The 17136-nt window shown below is 61.2% G+C and carries 17 protein-coding genes; 13 read left to right on the forward strand and 4 right to left on the reverse strand.

Annotation, left to right across the window (positions count from 1 at the left end; all coding sequences use genetic code 11):
• The first annotated feature begins 72 nt into the window (after positions 1-72).
• The 5 genes from purQ to grxD all read left to right on the forward strand — a co-directional run bounded on the left by purQ (position 73) and on the right by grxD (position 4412).
• Positions 73-762, forward strand: a complete 690-nt coding sequence (gene purQ / locus G489_RS0106430) for a phosphoribosylformylglycinamidine synthase subunit PurQ (protein WP_029040841.1) — start codon at positions 73-75, stop codon at positions 760-762.
• Between the two features lies 1 nt (position 763).
• Positions 764-1390: a Pr6Pr family membrane protein gene (locus tag G489_RS0106435; RefSeq protein ID WP_029040842.1), complete on the forward strand. Its 627-nt coding sequence runs from the start codon at positions 764-766 to the stop codon at positions 1388-1390.
• A 43-nt stretch (positions 1391-1433) separates the two neighbouring features.
• Positions 1434-3668: a phosphoribosylformylglycinamidine synthase subunit PurL gene (gene purL / locus G489_RS0106440; RefSeq protein WP_029040843.1), complete on the forward strand. Its 2235-nt coding sequence runs from the start codon at positions 1434-1436 to the stop codon at positions 3666-3668.
• Positions 3669-3719: 51 nt separating this feature from the next.
• Positions 3720-3953: a BolA family protein gene (locus tag G489_RS0106445; RefSeq protein WP_029040844.1), complete on the forward strand. Its 234-nt coding sequence runs from the start codon at positions 3720-3722 to the stop codon at positions 3951-3953.
• Between the two features lie 120 nt (positions 3954-4073).
• Positions 4074-4412 (forward strand): Grx4 family monothiol glutaredoxin, encoded by a 339-nt coding sequence (grxD, locus tag G489_RS0106450; protein ID WP_029040845.1) that lies wholly within the window; start codon positions 4074-4076, stop codon positions 4410-4412.
• Positions 4413-4494: 82 nt separating this feature from the next.
• Here grxD and G489_RS22870 read toward each other — a convergent pair whose 3' ends face one another.
• Both G489_RS22870 and G489_RS0106460 read right to left on the reverse strand, forming a co-directional pair.
• A complete protein-coding gene (locus G489_RS22870; RefSeq protein ID WP_342667635.1) occupies positions 4495-5145 on the reverse strand; it encodes a GIY-YIG nuclease family protein in 651 nt (216 codons plus the stop codon).
• Between the two features lie 572 nt (positions 5146-5717).
• Positions 5718-6005, reverse strand: a complete 288-nt coding sequence (locus G489_RS0106460; protein ID WP_029040846.1) for a GIY-YIG nuclease family protein — start codon at positions 6003-6005, stop codon at positions 5718-5720.
• 660 nt (positions 6006-6665) lie between these two features.
• Here G489_RS0106460 and G489_RS0106470 point away from each other — a divergent pair.
• The 3 genes from G489_RS0106470 to G489_RS0106480 all read left to right on the forward strand — a co-directional run bounded on the left by G489_RS0106470 (position 6666) and on the right by G489_RS0106480 (position 9951).
• The gene (locus G489_RS0106470) at positions 6666-7142 is read left to right on the forward strand and encodes a YtoQ family protein (protein WP_029040847.1); all 477 of its coding nucleotides are present in this window, start codon (positions 6666-6668) and stop codon (positions 7140-7142) included.
• Positions 7143-7369: 227 nt separating this feature from the next.
• Positions 7370-8596: a multidrug effflux MFS transporter gene (locus G489_RS0106475; RefSeq protein WP_029040848.1), complete on the forward strand. Its 1227-nt coding sequence runs from the start codon at positions 7370-7372 to the stop codon at positions 8594-8596.
• Positions 8597-8706: 110 nt separating this feature from the next.
• Entirely contained in the window at positions 8707-9951 is a 1245-nt protein-coding gene (locus tag G489_RS0106480; protein ID WP_029040849.1) for an MFS transporter, read from the forward strand.
• Between the two features lie 3 nt (positions 9952-9954).
• On the opposite strand, the gene ttcA is transcribed toward G489_RS0106480, so the two are convergent.
• On the reverse strand, positions 9955-10824 hold the full coding sequence (gene ttcA, locus G489_RS0106485; RefSeq protein WP_029040850.1) for a tRNA 2-thiocytidine(32) synthetase TtcA: 870 nt from the start codon (positions 10822-10824) through the stop codon (positions 9955-9957).
• A gap of 199 nt (positions 10825-11023) precedes the next feature.
• Between ttcA and sbmA the strand changes: the two genes are divergently transcribed.
• A complete protein-coding gene (gene sbmA / locus G489_RS0106490) occupies positions 11024-12286 on the forward strand; it encodes a peptide antibiotic transporter SbmA (protein ID WP_029040851.1) in 1263 nt (420 codons plus the stop codon).
• Between the two features lie 87 nt (positions 12287-12373).
• On the opposite strand, the gene rpsD is transcribed toward sbmA, so the two are convergent.
• Complete coding sequence (gene rpsD, locus G489_RS0106495) at positions 12374-12991, reverse strand: 30S ribosomal protein S4 (RefSeq protein WP_029040852.1); 618 nt, start codon at positions 12989-12991, stop codon at positions 12374-12376.
• 303 nt (positions 12992-13294) lie between these two features.
• Here rpsD and G489_RS0106500 point away from each other — a divergent pair, with 303 nt between their 5' ends.
• From G489_RS0106500 to G489_RS0106515, 4 genes are all read left to right on the forward strand, one after another.
• Positions 13295-14842: a COG3904 family protein gene (locus G489_RS0106500; protein WP_029040853.1), complete on the forward strand. Its 1548-nt coding sequence runs from the start codon at positions 13295-13297 to the stop codon at positions 14840-14842.
• 154 nt (positions 14843-14996) lie between these two features.
• Positions 14997-15353: a GntR family transcriptional regulator gene (locus G489_RS0106505; RefSeq protein WP_029040854.1), complete on the forward strand. Its 357-nt coding sequence runs from the start codon at positions 14997-14999 to the stop codon at positions 15351-15353.
• The gene (locus G489_RS19400; RefSeq protein WP_051332380.1) at positions 15350-16249 is read left to right on the forward strand and encodes an ABC transporter ATP-binding protein; all 900 of its coding nucleotides are present in this window, start codon (positions 15350-15352) and stop codon (positions 16247-16249) included. The genes G489_RS0106505 and G489_RS19400 overlap by 4 nt, the downstream gene beginning before the upstream one ends.
• Positions 16246-17124, forward strand: coding sequence for a hypothetical protein (locus tag G489_RS0106515; protein ID WP_029040855.1), 879 nt, complete (start codon positions 16246-16248; stop codon positions 17122-17124). Before G489_RS19400 ends, G489_RS0106515 begins: the two co-directional genes overlap by 4 nt.
• Positions 17125-17136 lie beyond the last annotated feature (12 nt).

The raw sequence follows: 17136 nt of genomic DNA on the forward strand, positions 1-17136 counted from the left end.
TGTGCCAAACCTGCAACAAAGGGCCTCGCCGGACCCCGCTTGTCCGGATACCGAGATTGAAGAGGCTCCGCGATGAAATCCGCCATCATTCAGTTTCCCGGTCTCAACCGCGATCGGGACATGATCGCGGCCTTGACGAAGATCACCGGACAGGCCCCCGAACTGGTCTGGCACCGGGAATCGGCCCTGCCCGAGGTTGACCTCGTCGTTATTCCCGGCGGGTTTTCCTATGGCGATTATCTTCGCGCCGGTGCCATTGCCGCCCGTGCGCCCTCGATCAAAGCCGTCAAGAAACACGCGGAGGCCGGCAAACTGGTGCTCGGCGTGTGCAACGGCTTCCAGATCCTCACCGAATCCGGTCTGCTGCCCGGTGCGCTGATGCGCAATCGGGACCTCAAATTCCTGTGCAAGACCGTCCACCTGAAGGCCGAGAATACCGACACGCCCTTCACCCGAGCCTATGCCCGCGGCCAGGTCGTCGCCTGCCCGATTGCTCATCATGACGGCAATTACTTCATCGATGAAGTCGGGCTCAAACGCCTCGAGGACAAGGACCGCGTGGCCTTCCGCTATTGCGGGGCCGACGGCGCCGTCAATGACGACACCAACCCCAATGGTTCGGTCAACAACATCGCCGGCATTCTCAATGAAAAAGGTAATGTTCTCGGCATGATGCCTCACCCCGAGAACCTGATCGAACCCGCCCACGGTGGCCAGGACGGCCGAATTCTGTTCCAATCGCTCCTGGAGGCTGTCGCTTAACATGGGCCGAGCCCTTGCAGCACTGGGACTGATTATCGGCGTTCTTGCCGTCGCGACCCAATTCGCGATCTCGCTTGAAGCCTATATGGCGAGTGGCCGCAGTTTCGGCTTCTCTTTGTTCAAGCTGCTGAGCTTTTTCACCATCACCACCAATATCTTCCTGGTGCTGGCTTATCTCGGCTACCTGCTGCCCGGCGCCCGGTGGCTGAGCCTGTTCCGCAAGCCCGTCGTGGTCGCGACCGCCGCCGCCTCCATCACGCTTGTCGGGGTCTACTATCACGCCTTCCTCGCCGCGCACTGGAAGCCCGAAGGGCTGTTCTACGTCTGTGACATTTTCCTGCACTATGTGACCCCGATCCTGTTCGTGGTCTGGTTCGCAGGCTTCAATCGCACCGGAACCCTTCGCTTCTCTGCGCTGTTACCCATGCAGATCTACCCGATCGCCTATCTGGTCTGGGTGCTGATCCGCGGCGCCGTCGCGGGGGATTACCCCTATCCGTCGCTTGACCTGGCAAGGCTCGGGATTGGTGGTCTGGCATTGAACTGCCTCATTTTTCTCGTCTTGTTCCTCGTGCTGGACAGCCTCGCCATTCTGATCGACCGCTTTTCGCCCAACCGGCAGCGGTAACGAACCCCTTTTCCTTTTTGAACAAACGCCCTTTCAGGACGACATGACCTTTCGCAACGACATCGACATCACCAAGGACCTCATCGCCGATCACGGCCTCAAGCCCGATGAGTACCAGAAGATCCTCGAGCTGATCGGCCGCGAACCATCCCTGACCGAGTTGGGCATCTTCTCGGCGATGTGGAACGAGCATTGTTCCTACAAAAGCTCCAAGAAATGGCTGCGCACCCTGCCGACCGAAGGTGAGCGCGTCATCCAGGGTCCAGGCGAGAATGCCGGTGTCGTCGATATCGGGGATGGCCAGGCCGTGGTCTTCAAGATGGAGAGCCACAACCACCCCTCCTATATCGAGCCATATCAGGGCGCGGCCACAGGGGTTGGTGGCATCCTGCGCGACGTCTTCACCATGGGCGCCCGCCCCATCGCGGCCATGAACGCCCTGCGTTTCGGTGCGCCCGAGCATGAAAAGACCCGTCACCTCGTTTCCGGCGTCGTGGCCGGGGTCGGCGGCTATGGCAACTCCTTCGGCGTCCCCACCGTCGGCGGTGAGGTCGAGTTCGACGCCCGCTACAACGGCAATATCCTCGTCAATGCCTTTGCGGCCGGCCTCGCCGACACCGACAAGATCTTCTATTCCAAGGCCGAAGGCGTCGGCCTGCCCGTCGTCTATCTGGGCGCCAAGACCGGACGCGACGGTGTCGGCGGTGCCACCATGGCCTCGGCCGAGTTCGGCGACGATATCGATGAAAAGCGCCCCACCGTTCAAGTCGGCGACCCTTTCACCGAGAAACGCCTGCTCGAAGCCTGTCTCGAGCTGATGGCCACCGGCGCGGTGATCGCCATCCAGGACATGGGCGCTGCGGGCCTCACCTGTTCGGCGGTAGAAATGGGTGCAAAGGGCGACCTCGGCATTGAACTCGATCTCGATCAGGTTCCAGTGCGTGAAGAGAACATGACGCCTTACGAAATGATGCTCTCGGAAAGCCAGGAGCGCATGCTCATGGTACTGCGCCCGGAAAAAGAGGCAGAAGCCCGCGCCGTTTTCGAGAAATGGGAGCTCGATTTCGCAACCGTCGGCAAGACCACCGACGATCTGCGCTTCCGCGTGCTGTGGCAGGGCACCGAGGTCGCCAATCTGCCGATCAAGGAACTGGGCGATGAGGCCCCCGAATACGACCGCCCCAGGACCGAGTTCAAGAAGCCTCGCCCGCTCGGCAAAGTGCCTTCAGATTTTGACGTGGCCAACGCGGTCTTCACCCTGGTCTCCAACGCCAATGGCGCCTCGCGCCGCTGGGTGTGGGAGCAATATGACCACCTCATCCAGTCCAACACCCTGCAGATCCCTGGCGGCGACGCCGGCGTTGTCCGCGTCGAAGGGCACGACACCAAGGCGCTCGCCTTTTCTGTCGATGTCACCCCGCGCTATTGCGAGGCCGACGCCCGTGAAGGCGGCAAGCAGGCCGTCGCCGAATGCTGGCGCAATCTGACCGCTGTCGGCGCCGTTCCCCTCGCCTCGACCGACAATCTTAATTTCGGCAACCCCGAAAAGCCCGAGATCATGGGCCAGTTCGCCGAAGCGATCATGGGCATTGGCGAAGCCTGCCGTGAACTCGATTTCCCGATCGTTTCGGGCAATGTCTCGCTTTACAACGAGACCAACGGCATCGGCATCTTGCCCACCCCCGCCATCGGCGGTGTCGGGCTCATTGCGGACTGGTCGAAAATGGCCCGCATCGGTTTCGAGGAGGAAGGTCAGGCTATCGTGCTGATCGGCGCGCCGAGCCAGTGGGGCAGCCATCTCGGCCAGTCATCATGGCTGCGCGATGTTGTCGGCCGCATTGAAGGCAGCCCGCCGCCTGTCGATCTCGAACATGAGCGCAAAGCCGGCGAATTCGTGCGCAACCTCATCGAACAGGGAATCACCCGTTCGGTCCATGACTGCTCCGATGGCGGCCTGGCCGTCGCGCTCGCCGAAATGGCGATTGCCTCGGGCATCGGTGCCCAGGTCAACCAGCTCAATGATGTGTCCCCCATCGAGACCTTCTTCGGCGAGGACCAGGGCCGCTATGTCGTCGCCCTCGATCCGCGCAATCTCGATGTAGTTTGGGAAAAGGCCGCGCGCCGGGAAGTCTCGGCCTTCTGGATCGGCAATACCGGCGGCGACTCGTTGATCCTGGGCGAAGCGCGTGCCATATCAGTGGAAGCGCTGATCCAGGCGCATGAGAGCTGGTTCCCCGACTATATGGACGACGAGCCCTCCGCTGCCGCAACAGCCTGACGACGATACCGGGACGTGTTTCGCCCGGCGAGACTATTGGGGAAGACCTTTATGCCGATGGATGCCCGCGACATCGAAAAACTCATCCTCGAGGCCCTGCCCGACGCCCGGATCGAAATTCGGGATCTGGCCGGCGATGGCGACCACTATGCGGCAACAGTGATTTCCGAGGCCTTCCGTGGCAAATCCCGCGTCCAGCAGCACCAGATGGTCTACGCGGCCCTAAAGGGCGAAATGGGCGGCGAACTCCACGCCCTGGCTTTGCAGACCAGTGCCCCTGAGTAAGCAACGCCTCGGATCAAATTGTCGGGCTACCACTCGACACCGCGCGGGCAGCTGCTTATCTAGCGAGTGAGAATTCCATGTTTCCGGGCTCTTGAACCCGGGCAACGAAAGGACCCCGCCATGAGCGACGACATTCACACCTTTATCGACGACAAGGTGAAGTCCCACGACATCGCCCTGTTTATGAAAGGCACCCCCGATTTTCCGCAATGCGGTTTTTCGGGTCAGACCGTGCAGATCCTCAATTATCTCGGCGTGCCCTTCGAGGGCATCAATGTGCTCGCCAGCGACGAACTGCGCCAGGGCATCAAGGATTACACCAACTGGCCGACCATCCCGCAGCTTTACGTGAAGGGCGAGTTTGTCGGCGGCGCGGACATCATCCGCGAAATGTTCCAGTCCGGCGAGCTGCAGACTCACCTCACCGACAAGGGCATCGAGGTCAAGCAGAGCGCCTGACGCGCCACTTACTGCTCTCCCCACCCGTCTTCAGAACGCCCCGCTGAGCCGGGGCGTTTTGCATTTCCGGCCTTCGACGAGCTCAGGATGAAGTCTGGATTTGGCTTGAATCTTTGCCGACCCCTCCGCCGTCATCCCGGACCAGCCCGCCGGCGTGAGGCAACCAGCCCGCCGGCGTGAGGGGGTGAGAAGCGGTTGACGCAGCCAAGCCGAGGCTCCGGTGGAGCCTTGGCAGCGCACGAACGCGAGCAGGATTTGGCTTGCCAAATCCGTTGCGAGACAGGGTGGGGGTAACACGGAGATTGGGTGATGGCCCTGCCTCCCCTCCTTCGTCACCCTCGGGCTTGCCCTTCGACAGGCTCAGGACGAGGGTCCATGATGAGGTGGCGCACGGGAAGCGGGCGTGTGGTGGAATAGGCCGCCGCGACGTTGAGATGCGGGGCCACAGATCCTCCCATTTCAAGTTCATGCCCTCGATCAGGTCGAGTTTCCATTGCCGAACCCAGCGCTTGAAGTTCTTCTCCCGCTGAATCGCCAACGGCATGGTGGGGTGTTCTTCGAAATAAACCAGCACCTTCAGACCATGCTGACGGGTGAAGCCTTCCATCTCACCTTCGCGGTGTTGCCAGACACGCCGCACAAGGTCGCTGGTGACGCCGACATAAAGCGTTCCCCTCGCCTTGTTGGCCATGATGTAAACCCACGCGCTCATTGCCGGATTGAGAGGCGTCATGGACCCTCGGGTCTTACCCGCCTCGCGCCGGCGGGCTGCCCGAGGGTGACGAGGAGATTGGAGGAGTGCAGTGCCACACGCTCTGTGCTGTCCCGGACTTGATCCGGGACCTACATGCCCAAATGCAACCAGGCCCCGGCTCGGAGGCCGGGGCGGCGCGAGGCAAAACGAGGCCGGGGCGGCCCGGGAGGATGCACCCCCAAGCCCTCACCCTGAGGTGCGAGGTGAAACCGAGCCTCGAAGGGCGAGGGCGTGGTTGGCTTGTGCCCCCACTTTCCCTTCGCGCGTTGGGGGGAGGGTTTGGGCGGTGCCGGCTTCACCGATGGAGTTGAAGGAACAATGAGCTGGCCCCAATGTCACCTCCCCCTTGACGGGGGGTGACAAGCGGTTGGGCGAAGCCCAAACCGAGGTTCCGGTGGAACCTTGGTAGTGCTGGAACGGGTGGGGGTGGTGTCTCCGCCATTCGAGCGTAGCTCTCATGGCCTCCCCTCCCTCGTCACCCTCGGGCTTGACCCGAGGGTCCATGATGAGGTGGCGCACGGGAAGCGGGCGTGTGGTGGAATAGGCCGCCGCTACGTTGAGATGCGGGGCCACAGATCCTCCCATTTCGAGTTCATGCCCTCGATCAGGTCGAGTTTCCATTGCCGAACCCAGCGCTTGAGGTTCTTCTCCCGCTGGATCGCCAACGGCATGGTGGGGTGTTCTTCGAAATAAACCAGCACCTTCAGACCATGCTGACGGGTGAAGCCTTCCATCTCACCTTCGCGGTGTTGCCAGACACGCCGCACAAGGTCGCTGGTGACGCCGACATAAAGCGTTCCCCTCGCCTTGTTGGCCATGATGTAAACCCACGCGCTCATTGCCAGATTGAGAGGCGTCATGGACCCTCGGGTCAAGCCCGAGGGTGACGAGGGTGGAGATGCAACCCCAAGCCTCAACCTGAGGTGCGAAGCGAAGCTGAGCCTCGAAGGGCGAGGGCGACAGGCTCAAGCCATTCGAGCGTAGCTCTCATGGCCTTCTCACCTAAGATCAGTCCATCTGACTGATTTTGACTTTCGTGCCGGATCGAAATTATCCCCGCCCCAAAAACCTCCCTTATCCTGCCCGAACGGTCCCGCAAACAGGGCGCGGATGCATACGAGCTCCGGCGGGAGGTTGGCAGGAAAAGTGTGAAGCGGTGTTCGCGGGGCGCGGCCCTTCGGGTCCGGTTCGCCAACCGACCAACTTCATAGACCGGTCCGGGTCCGATGGAGGTCGCTCCAGCGGAGGCCAAAACTGCGCCGGAGCCGGCTGCCGTCAAGGCGGCGGTGTACTTCCGAAAGGGAGCGGGGATTGACCCCAGCCCGTTGACGCAGTCCAAGCCCAAAACCCCGGATGAGTGGGACGCGGTGCGCCTCGCTTTTACTAGTTTCGGATGAGACGTTCCGCGTCCCACTCCCGCTCTACCCTTTGAGACCTTGGAGACGTCAGTCTGCCGGGTTACAACGCCTGCGCGCAGCCCAACCGAAGGAGTGCAAGTGATGAGCAAGGTCTGGTCGATCTACCTTTCAGGAGAAATCCACTCGGACTGGCGCGAGCAGGTCGAGGCCGGAGTGCGGGACGCAGGACTGGCTGTTGAGATCAGTGCACCGGTGACCCATCACGAGGCGTCGGACGACGTCGGTGTCTCCATACTGGGCGCTGAAGACGACAAGTTCTGGCACGACCGCAAGGGCGCCGGCATCAACGCCATTCGCACCCGCACGCTGATCGAGGGCGCCGACATTGTGGTTGTGCGGTTCGGCGACAAATACAAGCAATGGAACGCAGCTTTCGATGCTGGCTACGCCGCCGCCCTCGCCCGCCCTTTGATCGTCATGCACGGGCCGGACCACCAGCATGCCCTCAAAGAGGTCGACGCCGCCGCCAACGCGGTTTGCGAAACCCCGGCCCAGCTGGTCGAGATTCTTACCTATGTGATTGAAGGCCGGCTCAAGGGCTATACCGACCGGCGCTGAGTGTGCAGACCGGGTTTGGAGCTTCACTTCGCGTAACCCACTTAACGCGTTCAGTGCTTGTCTTGGCGAACGCGGGCTGACATTCTTCGCGCCGGCGACTCCGCGCCAGGCCGATTGATCTTCTTGCGGAGCCGACGTCCGCGACGGCCAATTTCCGCCGCTTTGATTCTATTTTGCACCGGTGTGCGCCCGCAGCGGACACCGCTCTATTGTATTTGGAGCTTTTCATGCCCGCTTCAAAGCTGGATCCGCACAAAAACCGCTGGGAATTCATCGCCCTTGCCGCCTCGATCATGGCGCTGAATGCCATGGCCATCGATATCATGCTGCCCGCCTTCCCCGAGATCGGCGAAGCCCTGCGCGTCGAAAGCGAAAACCACACCCAGTTCGTGCTGATTTCCTATTTGCTCGGCTTCGGGGTCGGCCAGATCGTCGTCGGTCCGCTCTGCGACCGGTTCGGCCGCCGCATCCCCCTGCTCTGGGGCCTGGTGATCTATTCCCTTGCTGCGCTGGCTGCCGGCTTCGCCCCGACATTCGAGACCATGATCGCCTTGCGTGTGCTGCAGGGCCTCGGTGCCGCCTCCACCCGGATCGTTGCCACCTCGGTCGTTCGCGACACCTATTCTGGCCGCGCCATGGCCGAGATCATGTCGCTGATCTTCGTGATCTTCATGGCTGTGCCGGTGCTCGCCCCCTCGATCGGGCAGCTCATCGTCCTTTTCGCCCCCTGGCAGTTCATCTTCATCGGCATGGTCGCCATGGGCGTTGGCGTGCTGCTCTGGGCCTATTACCGGCTGCCCGAAACCCTCGCGCCGGAAAACCAGCGCCCTTTGCAGCTGAAAACTGTCACCGACGGCTTCGTGATCGTCTTCTCCAACCGCCAGGCGATGATGTATGGCATGGCACCGGGCATTCTCACCGGTGGCCTGTTCGCCTTTGTCTCGAGCTCACAGCAGATCTTTGACGGGATTTACGGGCTCGGCGTGCTGTTTCCCTTTGCCTTCGGCTCCGTTGCCCTTCTGATGTCGGCCTCTTCCTTCATGAATGCCCGGCTGGTGGGCCGTTTCGGCATGCGTCCCCTCTCCCATGGCGCGCTGCTGGTCTTCACCGCCGTCTCGATCATTCTTTATTCGTGGAGCCTGATGGCGGTCGTGCCGTTCTGGTGGTTCATGGTGCTGTTCGCCTCGATGATGGTGTGTTTCGGGTTCATCGGGAACAACTTCAACTCGATGGCCATGGAGCCGCTGGGCAATGTCGCCGGCACCGCCTCCTCGGTCTTCGGCTCGGTGCAAACCGTCGGCGGCGCACTGATCGGTGCGCTGGTCGGTCAGCAGTTCGACGGCACCATTTCCCCGATCATCTTCGGTTACATGGCCTGCGCCATTGTCGGCATCATCATGGTTGCGGTTGCCGAGGACGGTCGCTTCTTCAAGACCCAGCATGACCCGGTTTGATCGATTTTCCCCATCCGATCAAAATCGCTTATGCTTGGCATCACTGGATTGAATTTGCCTCGGCTTTATCTGCTGGCTAGGCTTGATCGTCAAAAGGCGATGGAAAAACAATGACCCAGGCTACCCTGTCCACGCGGCCCGCGATCCGCTTTCCCCTGGCAGTGATCATCGCGTCGGGCTGCGTCCTGGCCATGATCAGCTTCGGCGTTCGTGCCTCGGCCGGGTTGTTCACCATCCCGATTACAGAATCCAACGGATTTGGCCGCGACGTTTATGGCCTCGCCTTTGCCATCCAGAACCTTGTCTGGGGCCTGACCCAACCGATTTCCGGTGGACTGGCTGACCGCTACGGCTCGGCCAAGGTCATCGCCGTTGGCGGCGTCATCTACGCCGTCGGCACGCTCGGCATGGCGCTGTTCAGCGGCGCCGGCCTGTTCACCCTGTTCGCTGGCGTCATTTCCGGTGTCGGCATTGCCACCGCTGCCTTTGCCATCGTGATGGCCGCTTTTGGACGCGCTGTGCCGCCCGAAAAGCGCCCGTTCGTCTTCGGCATCGCCACGGCAGCCTCATCCGCCGGCCAGTTCGTCTTTGCACCGCTCGGTCAGGCCCTGATCAACGCCGTGGGTTGGCAGACGGCGCTGATCTATTTTTCGCTGATCCTGTTGCTGATCATCCCGCTGTCCATTCCGCTCCAGGGCAAGGCGGAGGACCCCGAATCCCAAGGCCCGCTCCTGCCCACCTTCACCGCCTTCAAGCGTGCCTTCGCGCACCGCTCCTATGTCTTTCTGGTGCTGGGCTTTTTCACCTGCGGCTTCCACCTGGCCTTCGTCACCGTGCATATGCCGGCTTATCTGGTCGAATGCGGGCTATCCCCGACAGTCGGCAGCTGGGCATTGGGGCTGATCGGCCTGTTCAACATCGTCGGCTCGCTCGGATCGGGCTGGCTCGCCTCGCGCATGCCCAAGCAGATCCTGCTCGCCAGCATCTATTTGAGCCGCGCCATTGTCACCGCGCTGTTCCTGCTGTTGCCGGTTACCGAGTTCACGGCCTACACCTTTGCCGCCGTCACCGGACTGCTCTGGCTCGCCACTGTCCCGCCCACCGCATCGCTGGTGAGCAATTTCTTCGGCCCGCGCTATCTCGGCATGTTCTACGGGACCGCCTTCCTGTCGCATCAGGTCGGCTCGTTCTTCGGGGTGTGGCTGGGCGGCGTCGTCTTCTCGATGACCGGCGGCTACGACCTTGTTTGGTATCTCGGAATCCTCTTGGGCCTGGCGTCGGCTGCCATCCATCTGCCTATCAACGACCTCAAGGTCGCCAATTTCGAGCGCCCGCTCACCGCACCGGCGCAATAGGCCTCAGGCGTCAGGGGTGAGCCCGGTAAAGTCGAACAGCTTGGTATCGAGCAGGTGGCTCGGGCGCACATTGGCGAGCGCCCGGATCATCGTATCCTTTCGGCCCGGATTCTTGGCCTCGATCTGGTTGAGCATGCGCTTGGTCGCTTCGCGCTGCAGCCCTTCCTGCGTGCCGCACAGATTGCACGGGATGATCGGAAACTGCATCCCGTCGGAGAATTTCTGAAGGTCCGGCTCGGCGCAAAACGACAGCGGGCGTAAAACCGTCACATCGCCTTCGTCATTGAGCAACTTGGGCGGCATGCCGGCCAGCCTTCCACCATGGAACAGGTTCATGAAGAAGGTCTCGAGGATGTCTTCGCGGTGATGGCCAAGCACCAGCGCCTCGCACCCTTCTTCACGCGCAATCCGGTAGAGATGCCCTCGCCGCAGCCGCGAGCACATGGCGCAATAGGTCTGGTGCGCAGGCACCTTTTCGGTGACGATCGAATAGGTGTCCTGGTACTCGATCCGGTGTTCCACCCCGATGCGGGCCAAATAGTCGGGCAGCACGTGTTTCGGGAAGCCAGGCTGCCCCTGGTCGAGATTGCAGGCCAGAAGCTCGACCGGCAGCAGCCCACGATATTTGAGCTCCATCAGGATCGCCAACAGCCCGTAGCTGTCCTTGCCGCCAGATAGCGCCACCAGCCAGCGCGCGCCGGGGCGCACCATGCCATAGGTCTCGATGGCATCCCGGGCCTGCCGCAACAACCGCTTGCGCAGCTTCTTGAACTCCACCCCACCCGGCGCGTCGGCGAACAGCGCTGCAAGGCTGGCCTCCGCCTCGTCCGCGGCTTCGCTCTGTTTCGGGTCAAGCGCTGTGGTGTCGGCCATCATGGTTCTCCTTGGCGCCGTGATAGCGCCGATCCTGCCCCGGATAAAGCCCGCGGGTCACCACGCCTTCCGTGCCGCGGCGCACGGCTTATGCACCGTTTTGTGAATGCCATCACCCATTTGCACCAAATCGCTCGCTTGTTCCGTATCTGCTGTGGCAGTTAGATGACAGCACACACTGCCAGTGGGAGGTGTAGCCGTGTTCCGTTCGTTCTTTCCCGAACCCAAGATCTTCTTTCCTGCCGCAATGCTATGGACCGCATTCGCCATGCTGGTGTGGTTCACCGTTGGCGGCGCCATCGGCTCGGTCCTCAGTCTCGGCCCCTTGATCGCCATCCAGCCGTCCGAGTTCGACCCCCAGCCGTTCTTCAGCGAGGAGAAAGTCTGGCTCTACCAGTACATTCTCGCGATGGGCTATCTGTTCTGCGTTCCCTGGTACTTCTACAAGCGAACGCCCTGGTACTGGTGGTCTGTCGTGGGCTCGGTGACCATCATCCTGGTGGTCTATTTCAACGTGCAGATCGGCGCATGGCTGAATGACTGGTACGGCAGTTTCTACAACATGGTGCAGCAAGCGCTTTCCGAACCCGGCTCGGTGTCAGGCGAGGATTTCTTCGGCGAACTGTGGACTGTCGCCTATGTGCTGGTGCCCAACATCACCGTGCTGGTGCTCAACGCCTTCTTCACCGCCCACTACCTGTTCCGCTGGCGGCGGGCGATGAACGCCTTCTACCTCACCCATTGGCCGGTGCTCAGACAGATTGAAGGTGCTTCACAGCGCATCCAGGAAGACACCCAGCGCTTCGCCCGCATCGTCGAAGGTCTGGCCATCACCTTCGTTTCCTCGGTGATGACCCTCATCGTCTTCCTGCCGCTGCTCTACAATCTCTCCCAGAACATTACCGAGCTCCCGCTCGTCGGCGCCGTCGACGGTTCGCTGGTCTGGGTGGCGTTGATCTCCGCAGCCTTCGGCACGGTGCTGCTTGCCGGCGTCGGGTACAAGCTGCCCGGACTCGAATTCGAGAACCAGAAAGTCGAGGCCGCCTTCCGCAAGGAACTCGTTTACGGCGAAGACTATGGCGAACGTGCCCAGCCGGTCACCATGCGCGGGCTCTGGTCCAATGTGCAGCGCAATTATTTCCGGCTCTACCGGCACTACCTCTATTTCAACATCGCCCGCTATGCCTATCTGCAGGTGACGAACTTCGTGCCGCTGATCGCCATGGGCCCCTCGATCCTTGCCGGCGCCCTGACCCTCGGGCTCTTCCAGCAGATCTCGAACGCCTTCGGCCAGGTTGAGGACTCCTTCAAGTTCCTCGCCTCGTCCTGGACGACGATCATTGACCTCATCTCGGTGTTCAAGCGTTTGCGTGCTTTCGAATCGAACGTGCCGCGCGATGCAGATGCAGCCTATGATTTCGATAGTGATGTCTATCTCAATTCGGGCGTCATGCCGGCCTAGCTCCGGCGGTTCGCCCGCCGCCGAACGCAAAAAAAGGCCGCCCCGAAGGGCGGCCTTTTTGAATTCGATGGGTTCGATGTGAACCGGTCAGCGCGAATAGAATTCGACGACCAGGTTCGGTTCCATCTGCACCGGATAGGGCACATCACCAAGCGCCGGCACCCGGACATAAGTCGCGGTCTGCTTGCCGTGATCGGCATCGATATATTCCGGCACGTCGCGCTCGGGCAGCTGGTTGGCTTCGAGAACAAAGGCGAGCTGCTTGGAGCGCTCGCGGATCTCGATGACATCGCCCGGCTTGCAGCGATAGGAGGGAATGTTGACCCGCTGACCGTTCACCTTCACGTGGCCGTGGTTGATGAACTGGCGCGCGGCGAACACGGTCGCCACGAACTTGGCGCGATAGACGATCGCATCGAGACGGCTCTCGAGCAGACCGATGAGGTTTTCACCGGTATCGCCGCGCATGCGGGTGGCTTCCTTGTAATTCCGCAGGAACGCCTTTTCGGTCATGTTCCCGTAATAGCCCTTGAGCTTCTGCTTGGCGCGAAGCTGCAGACCGAAGTCCGAGAGCTTGCCGCGGCGGCGCTGACCATGCTGGCCCGGCCCGTATTCCCGGCGGTTCACCGGGCTCTTGGGGCGACCCCAGATGTTCTCGCCCATGCGGCGGTCAATCTTATACTTCTGAGACTGGCGTTTCGACATCGCGTCGTCCTTCCATAGAGTTAAGGATCAAGCGCGCCCTCCTCTGCTGGCCGTTTGGGCCAACCGACAGACCAAATCGAAAAACGCAAAAGGTTCGAACCGCTATGGGCCGAACCGCAAGCTAACCGACGGTCCCGGGTGCTCCCTGCCCGCACCAGGTGCAGGCAAGTGGCGCGGTTTCTATGCCGCGCAGACCGGCAAGTCAACGGTTTTCGGGGATTTCTGCGCTCTGGTGGTATCGTGCTTGTCCACGTTCCTGTCCGCCGTGCTAGCTTGCCACCATCGCGGGGGCGAGAGGGACGCATGATGAATTCCACTCTTTGGACCATAGGGGCCCTGTGGTCCTGCCGAACCCTTGCCGGCCTTGTTACCCTGTCGGCACTCTGGCTCGGAACAGCCGGCGGCAGTCAGGCGGCTGATTTCACCCTCCTTCCCGACATGCCGATGAACTGCGTTGCCAAACTCGACGGCCAGATAGCGCCCGGCGATGCGGACAAGCTCAAGAGCCTGCTGGATCGCGGCGTTTTCGAGATCGATGAACCCGCCAATGCCTTTTCCGGCGAGGCCGCCTCGCCCCTTGGCAATTACGAATGGTTCAATCCCCGGCTCTGCATGAACAGCAATGGCGGATCGCTGGGCGAAGGTGCCCGTCTTGCGCGCCTGATCGCCGAACATTCGATCACCACCGCCGTCGGCCCCGGCGACAGCTGCGGCTCCGCCTGCGCCCTTGCCTTTATGGCCGGACGTCACATTCCTTTCGAATATTACATCACCGGCGTGGACCGCGTCCTGCATCCGACGGCAAAGCTCTGGTTTCATTCGCCTCTCGTCCTGTCCGGCGATCCCGACAGGGTCTATTCCGAGGACGACGTCAATCAGGCCATGAATATCGGGCTTCAGATCGTCCGCGATCTTCTCCTGAGTGACCGCCTGCTCAACATGCCCTCCTCCCTTGTGGTCAATATGCTGGCCACCCCGGCCCGGGAACAATTCGTCGTCACCACCGTCGAACAGGCCCAGCGCTGGCAGATCGGCATAGACGGGTATTCGGACTATCGCTTTTTTGCCGACACCGACACGCAGACCCTCAGAGACAAGCTCTCGATCTGCGCCCATGACTTCATCAAGACCCAGGACCAGGTCTCACCCACCTGGCTTGATCCCTATCGCACGACCCTCACCGCCGACAGCCGCGTCCGGTTCGAGGCGGCTCGCATCTGGCTGGGCGGTTACACTTATTACGATGGTACACAAGGCGCGCCGCTGTTGCAGTGGGGCGGCGATCACTCCGATGACGAAGCCGTTTATTGCAACGAACGGGTATTGCAGGACCAAAAGCCGTTCCTTGACAGTTTTCCCGCCAATTTGCGTCTTGCCGACCTTCCCCATGACGGACCGGACTACGAGACCGGTGCAGCGCTCGATGCCGCATGGACCCATGTCGCCCTGCCCGCTGTCAGGGGGCGGTGCCGGACCGGAAACCCGAAAGACCGGGCCGATGGCGAGCTCGAATGGACCATCATCGACGACGAACCCTGCACTGCCCGGGCGTTCCTGACCGCCGAGGCGGACGGCACGCGCAACGTCCTGATGGAGTATCGCTGGCCGAGCGGGTCGGTCACATCGCTCGAACTCAATGACCGCAGCGAAACCTGCCGACCGGCCCGCGATCCATACAGCGGCATCTCTCAGTGCGTCGCGCGTCTCAACGGGGAATCGGCAAGCGGTTATCGCAGCGAGTTCGGCGAAAGTGGCGGCGTCATCGGAGTGTACTACGACTATTGCGCCATCCGGGATTCCTCGGAAACACAGTTCTGTTTCGAGGTCGACGGCCAGAACCCGCTTCTCTGAAAATCCTCGCAACACGCTGTTCTTAAAACAAAAAATTTCGCCTGGCTGAACCGGAACCAGGTGGCGGAAAAAAACTTTGCCGCCACTATTGAATTCGCGCTTGCAATCCTGATTTGGTGTGTTACATCTCTAGCACACTAGATAGGCAAAACACATGGTGCAATTCAACGAGACACAGCCGATCTTCCTGCAGATCCGGCAGCGCATCATCGCCCTCATTCTCAATGGGGTGGTGAAACAGGACGAAGCGCTGCCCTCGGTCCGTCAGGTTGCCGGCGATCTTTCCGTCAATCCGCTCACGGTCACCAAGGCATATCAGTCCCTTGTTGACCTGGGCATTATCGAAAAAAGAAGGGGGCTGGGCATGTTCGTGGTGAACGGTGCGCGCGACAAACTTCTCGAACACGAGCGCGATCAGTTTCTCAATGAGGAATGGCCGCGCATCGCCGAACGCATCGAAGCGCTCGGCCTCTCCCTTGAAACCCTCATCAAGAAGGGATCGTCCAAATGAACGCCCCCATCATCCAGGCGCGCGGTCTGCGCAAGCGCTTCGGCAAGACTGAAATCCTGCATGGCCTCGACTTCACCGTGCCCGCCGGCCGCATCTACGGCCTGATCGGGCACAACGGCGCCGGCAAGACCACCACTCTCAACGCAGTGCTGGGACTGACCCAGTGCGAGGGCGAGGTTTCCGTTCTGGGCATGGACCCGTTCGCAAACCGGGCCCGGCTCATGCAGCAAGTGGCGTTCATGTCGGACGTTGCCAGCCTGCCGCGCTATCTGCGCGTCTCCGAGCTCTTCGATCTGATCGAGGGCATCCACCCAGCATTCTCCAGGGAGAAGGCCAATGCTTTTCTTCAAGGCACAGATGTACGGCCGCGAGCTAAGATTCGCACTCTATCAAAAGGTATGGTCGCTCAGCTCCACCTTGCTGTCGTCATGGCTATAGACGCGCGGCTCCTGGTGCTGGACGAACCCACCCTCGGGCTCGACATCACCTACCGCAAACGCTTCTACCGCCGGCTTCTCGAAGACTACATGACCGAGGATCGTACGCTGGTGATCACCACTCACCAGGTCGACGAGATCGAGTTCATGCTCACTGACGTGATCTTCATCAAGGAAGGCCGCATCGCCCTTGATGCCCCGACCGAAGAGGTTGCTGAGCGTTATGCCCAGCTCGTCACCTCCGGGGACAATGCCAGCAAGGCTGCAGCCCTCAAACCGATCTATACCGAAACCCGTTTCGGCCAGACGGTCATGCTGTTCGATGGCGCCGACCGCGAGGCGTTGGAAGCTCTTGGGGAAGTCACCTCCCCCAGTCTTTCAGACCTTTTCGTCGCCCTGATGGACCGCACGACCTACAACGCCGAACCTGCCTCTTCCAATGAAAGGGCTGCACAATGAAGTCCGAAATCGCCCTTCTCAAGCGCGAGTTTCTCGAACATCGCGCCATGTTCCTCTACGCTCCCGCGATCCTGATCGGGCTGTTGATCGTCATCATGGTCGGCGGACTGCTGTTCGGCGACGCCAATCCCGAAGGTGATGGCCCGCCCAACGGCGAGACGGTCATGCGCGTTGGCCTGATGATCAATATTGCCGTATGGACCGGCCTGGGCGTTGTGGCGCTGTTCTTCTACTACGCTGACGCTTTCAGCGCCGATCGCCGGCACAACAACATGCTGTTCTGGAAGTCCATGCCGCAGTCGGACCTCAAGATTCTGGGGCTCAAGGCCGCTTCCTCCCTGGCCGTGTTCATGCCGATCCTGTTCGTTTGGGCCGCAATTACCGGCATCGTGATCTATCTCGGCTTCATCGGAGTAGGCTTCAAGTTCGACCACCACTTCGCACCGAATCCGCTCAGCGCGCTGCTGATCTGGATCGAAGCCGGCCTGTCGGGCATCATCTTCATGGTGCTGAGCGTGTTGTGGTACGCCCCGGTCCTGGCCTGGGTTGCCGGTTTGAGCACAGTGTTTGGCCGCTGGAGCATTCCGCTTGCCTTCATCATCCCCGGCTTCGTGGTGCTGATGGAACGGCTCTACCTGATCAATCGGGACGCTGAGCCGGTCATCGCCAACTTCCTGGCCCATCGCCTCGATGGCGAAACCGGCACCGAGTCGCTCGAAGCCGATATCGTCTCGGGCAGCCTCGACAGCATCTGGAATGGCCTCGCCATCTATGTGCAGGGCTATGACTGGATCGGCATGGTCGGCGGTGTCGCTTTTGCGGTGGCCGTCGTCTACCTCGCCAGCGAATACCGCCGCCGGCTGGTGATCATCTGATCGCCGAACCCG

This window comes from Cucumibacter marinus DSM 18995, from assembly GCF_000429865.1.
GTDB classification, from domain to species: Bacteria; Pseudomonadota; Alphaproteobacteria; order Rhizobiales; family Devosiaceae; genus Cucumibacter; species Cucumibacter marinus.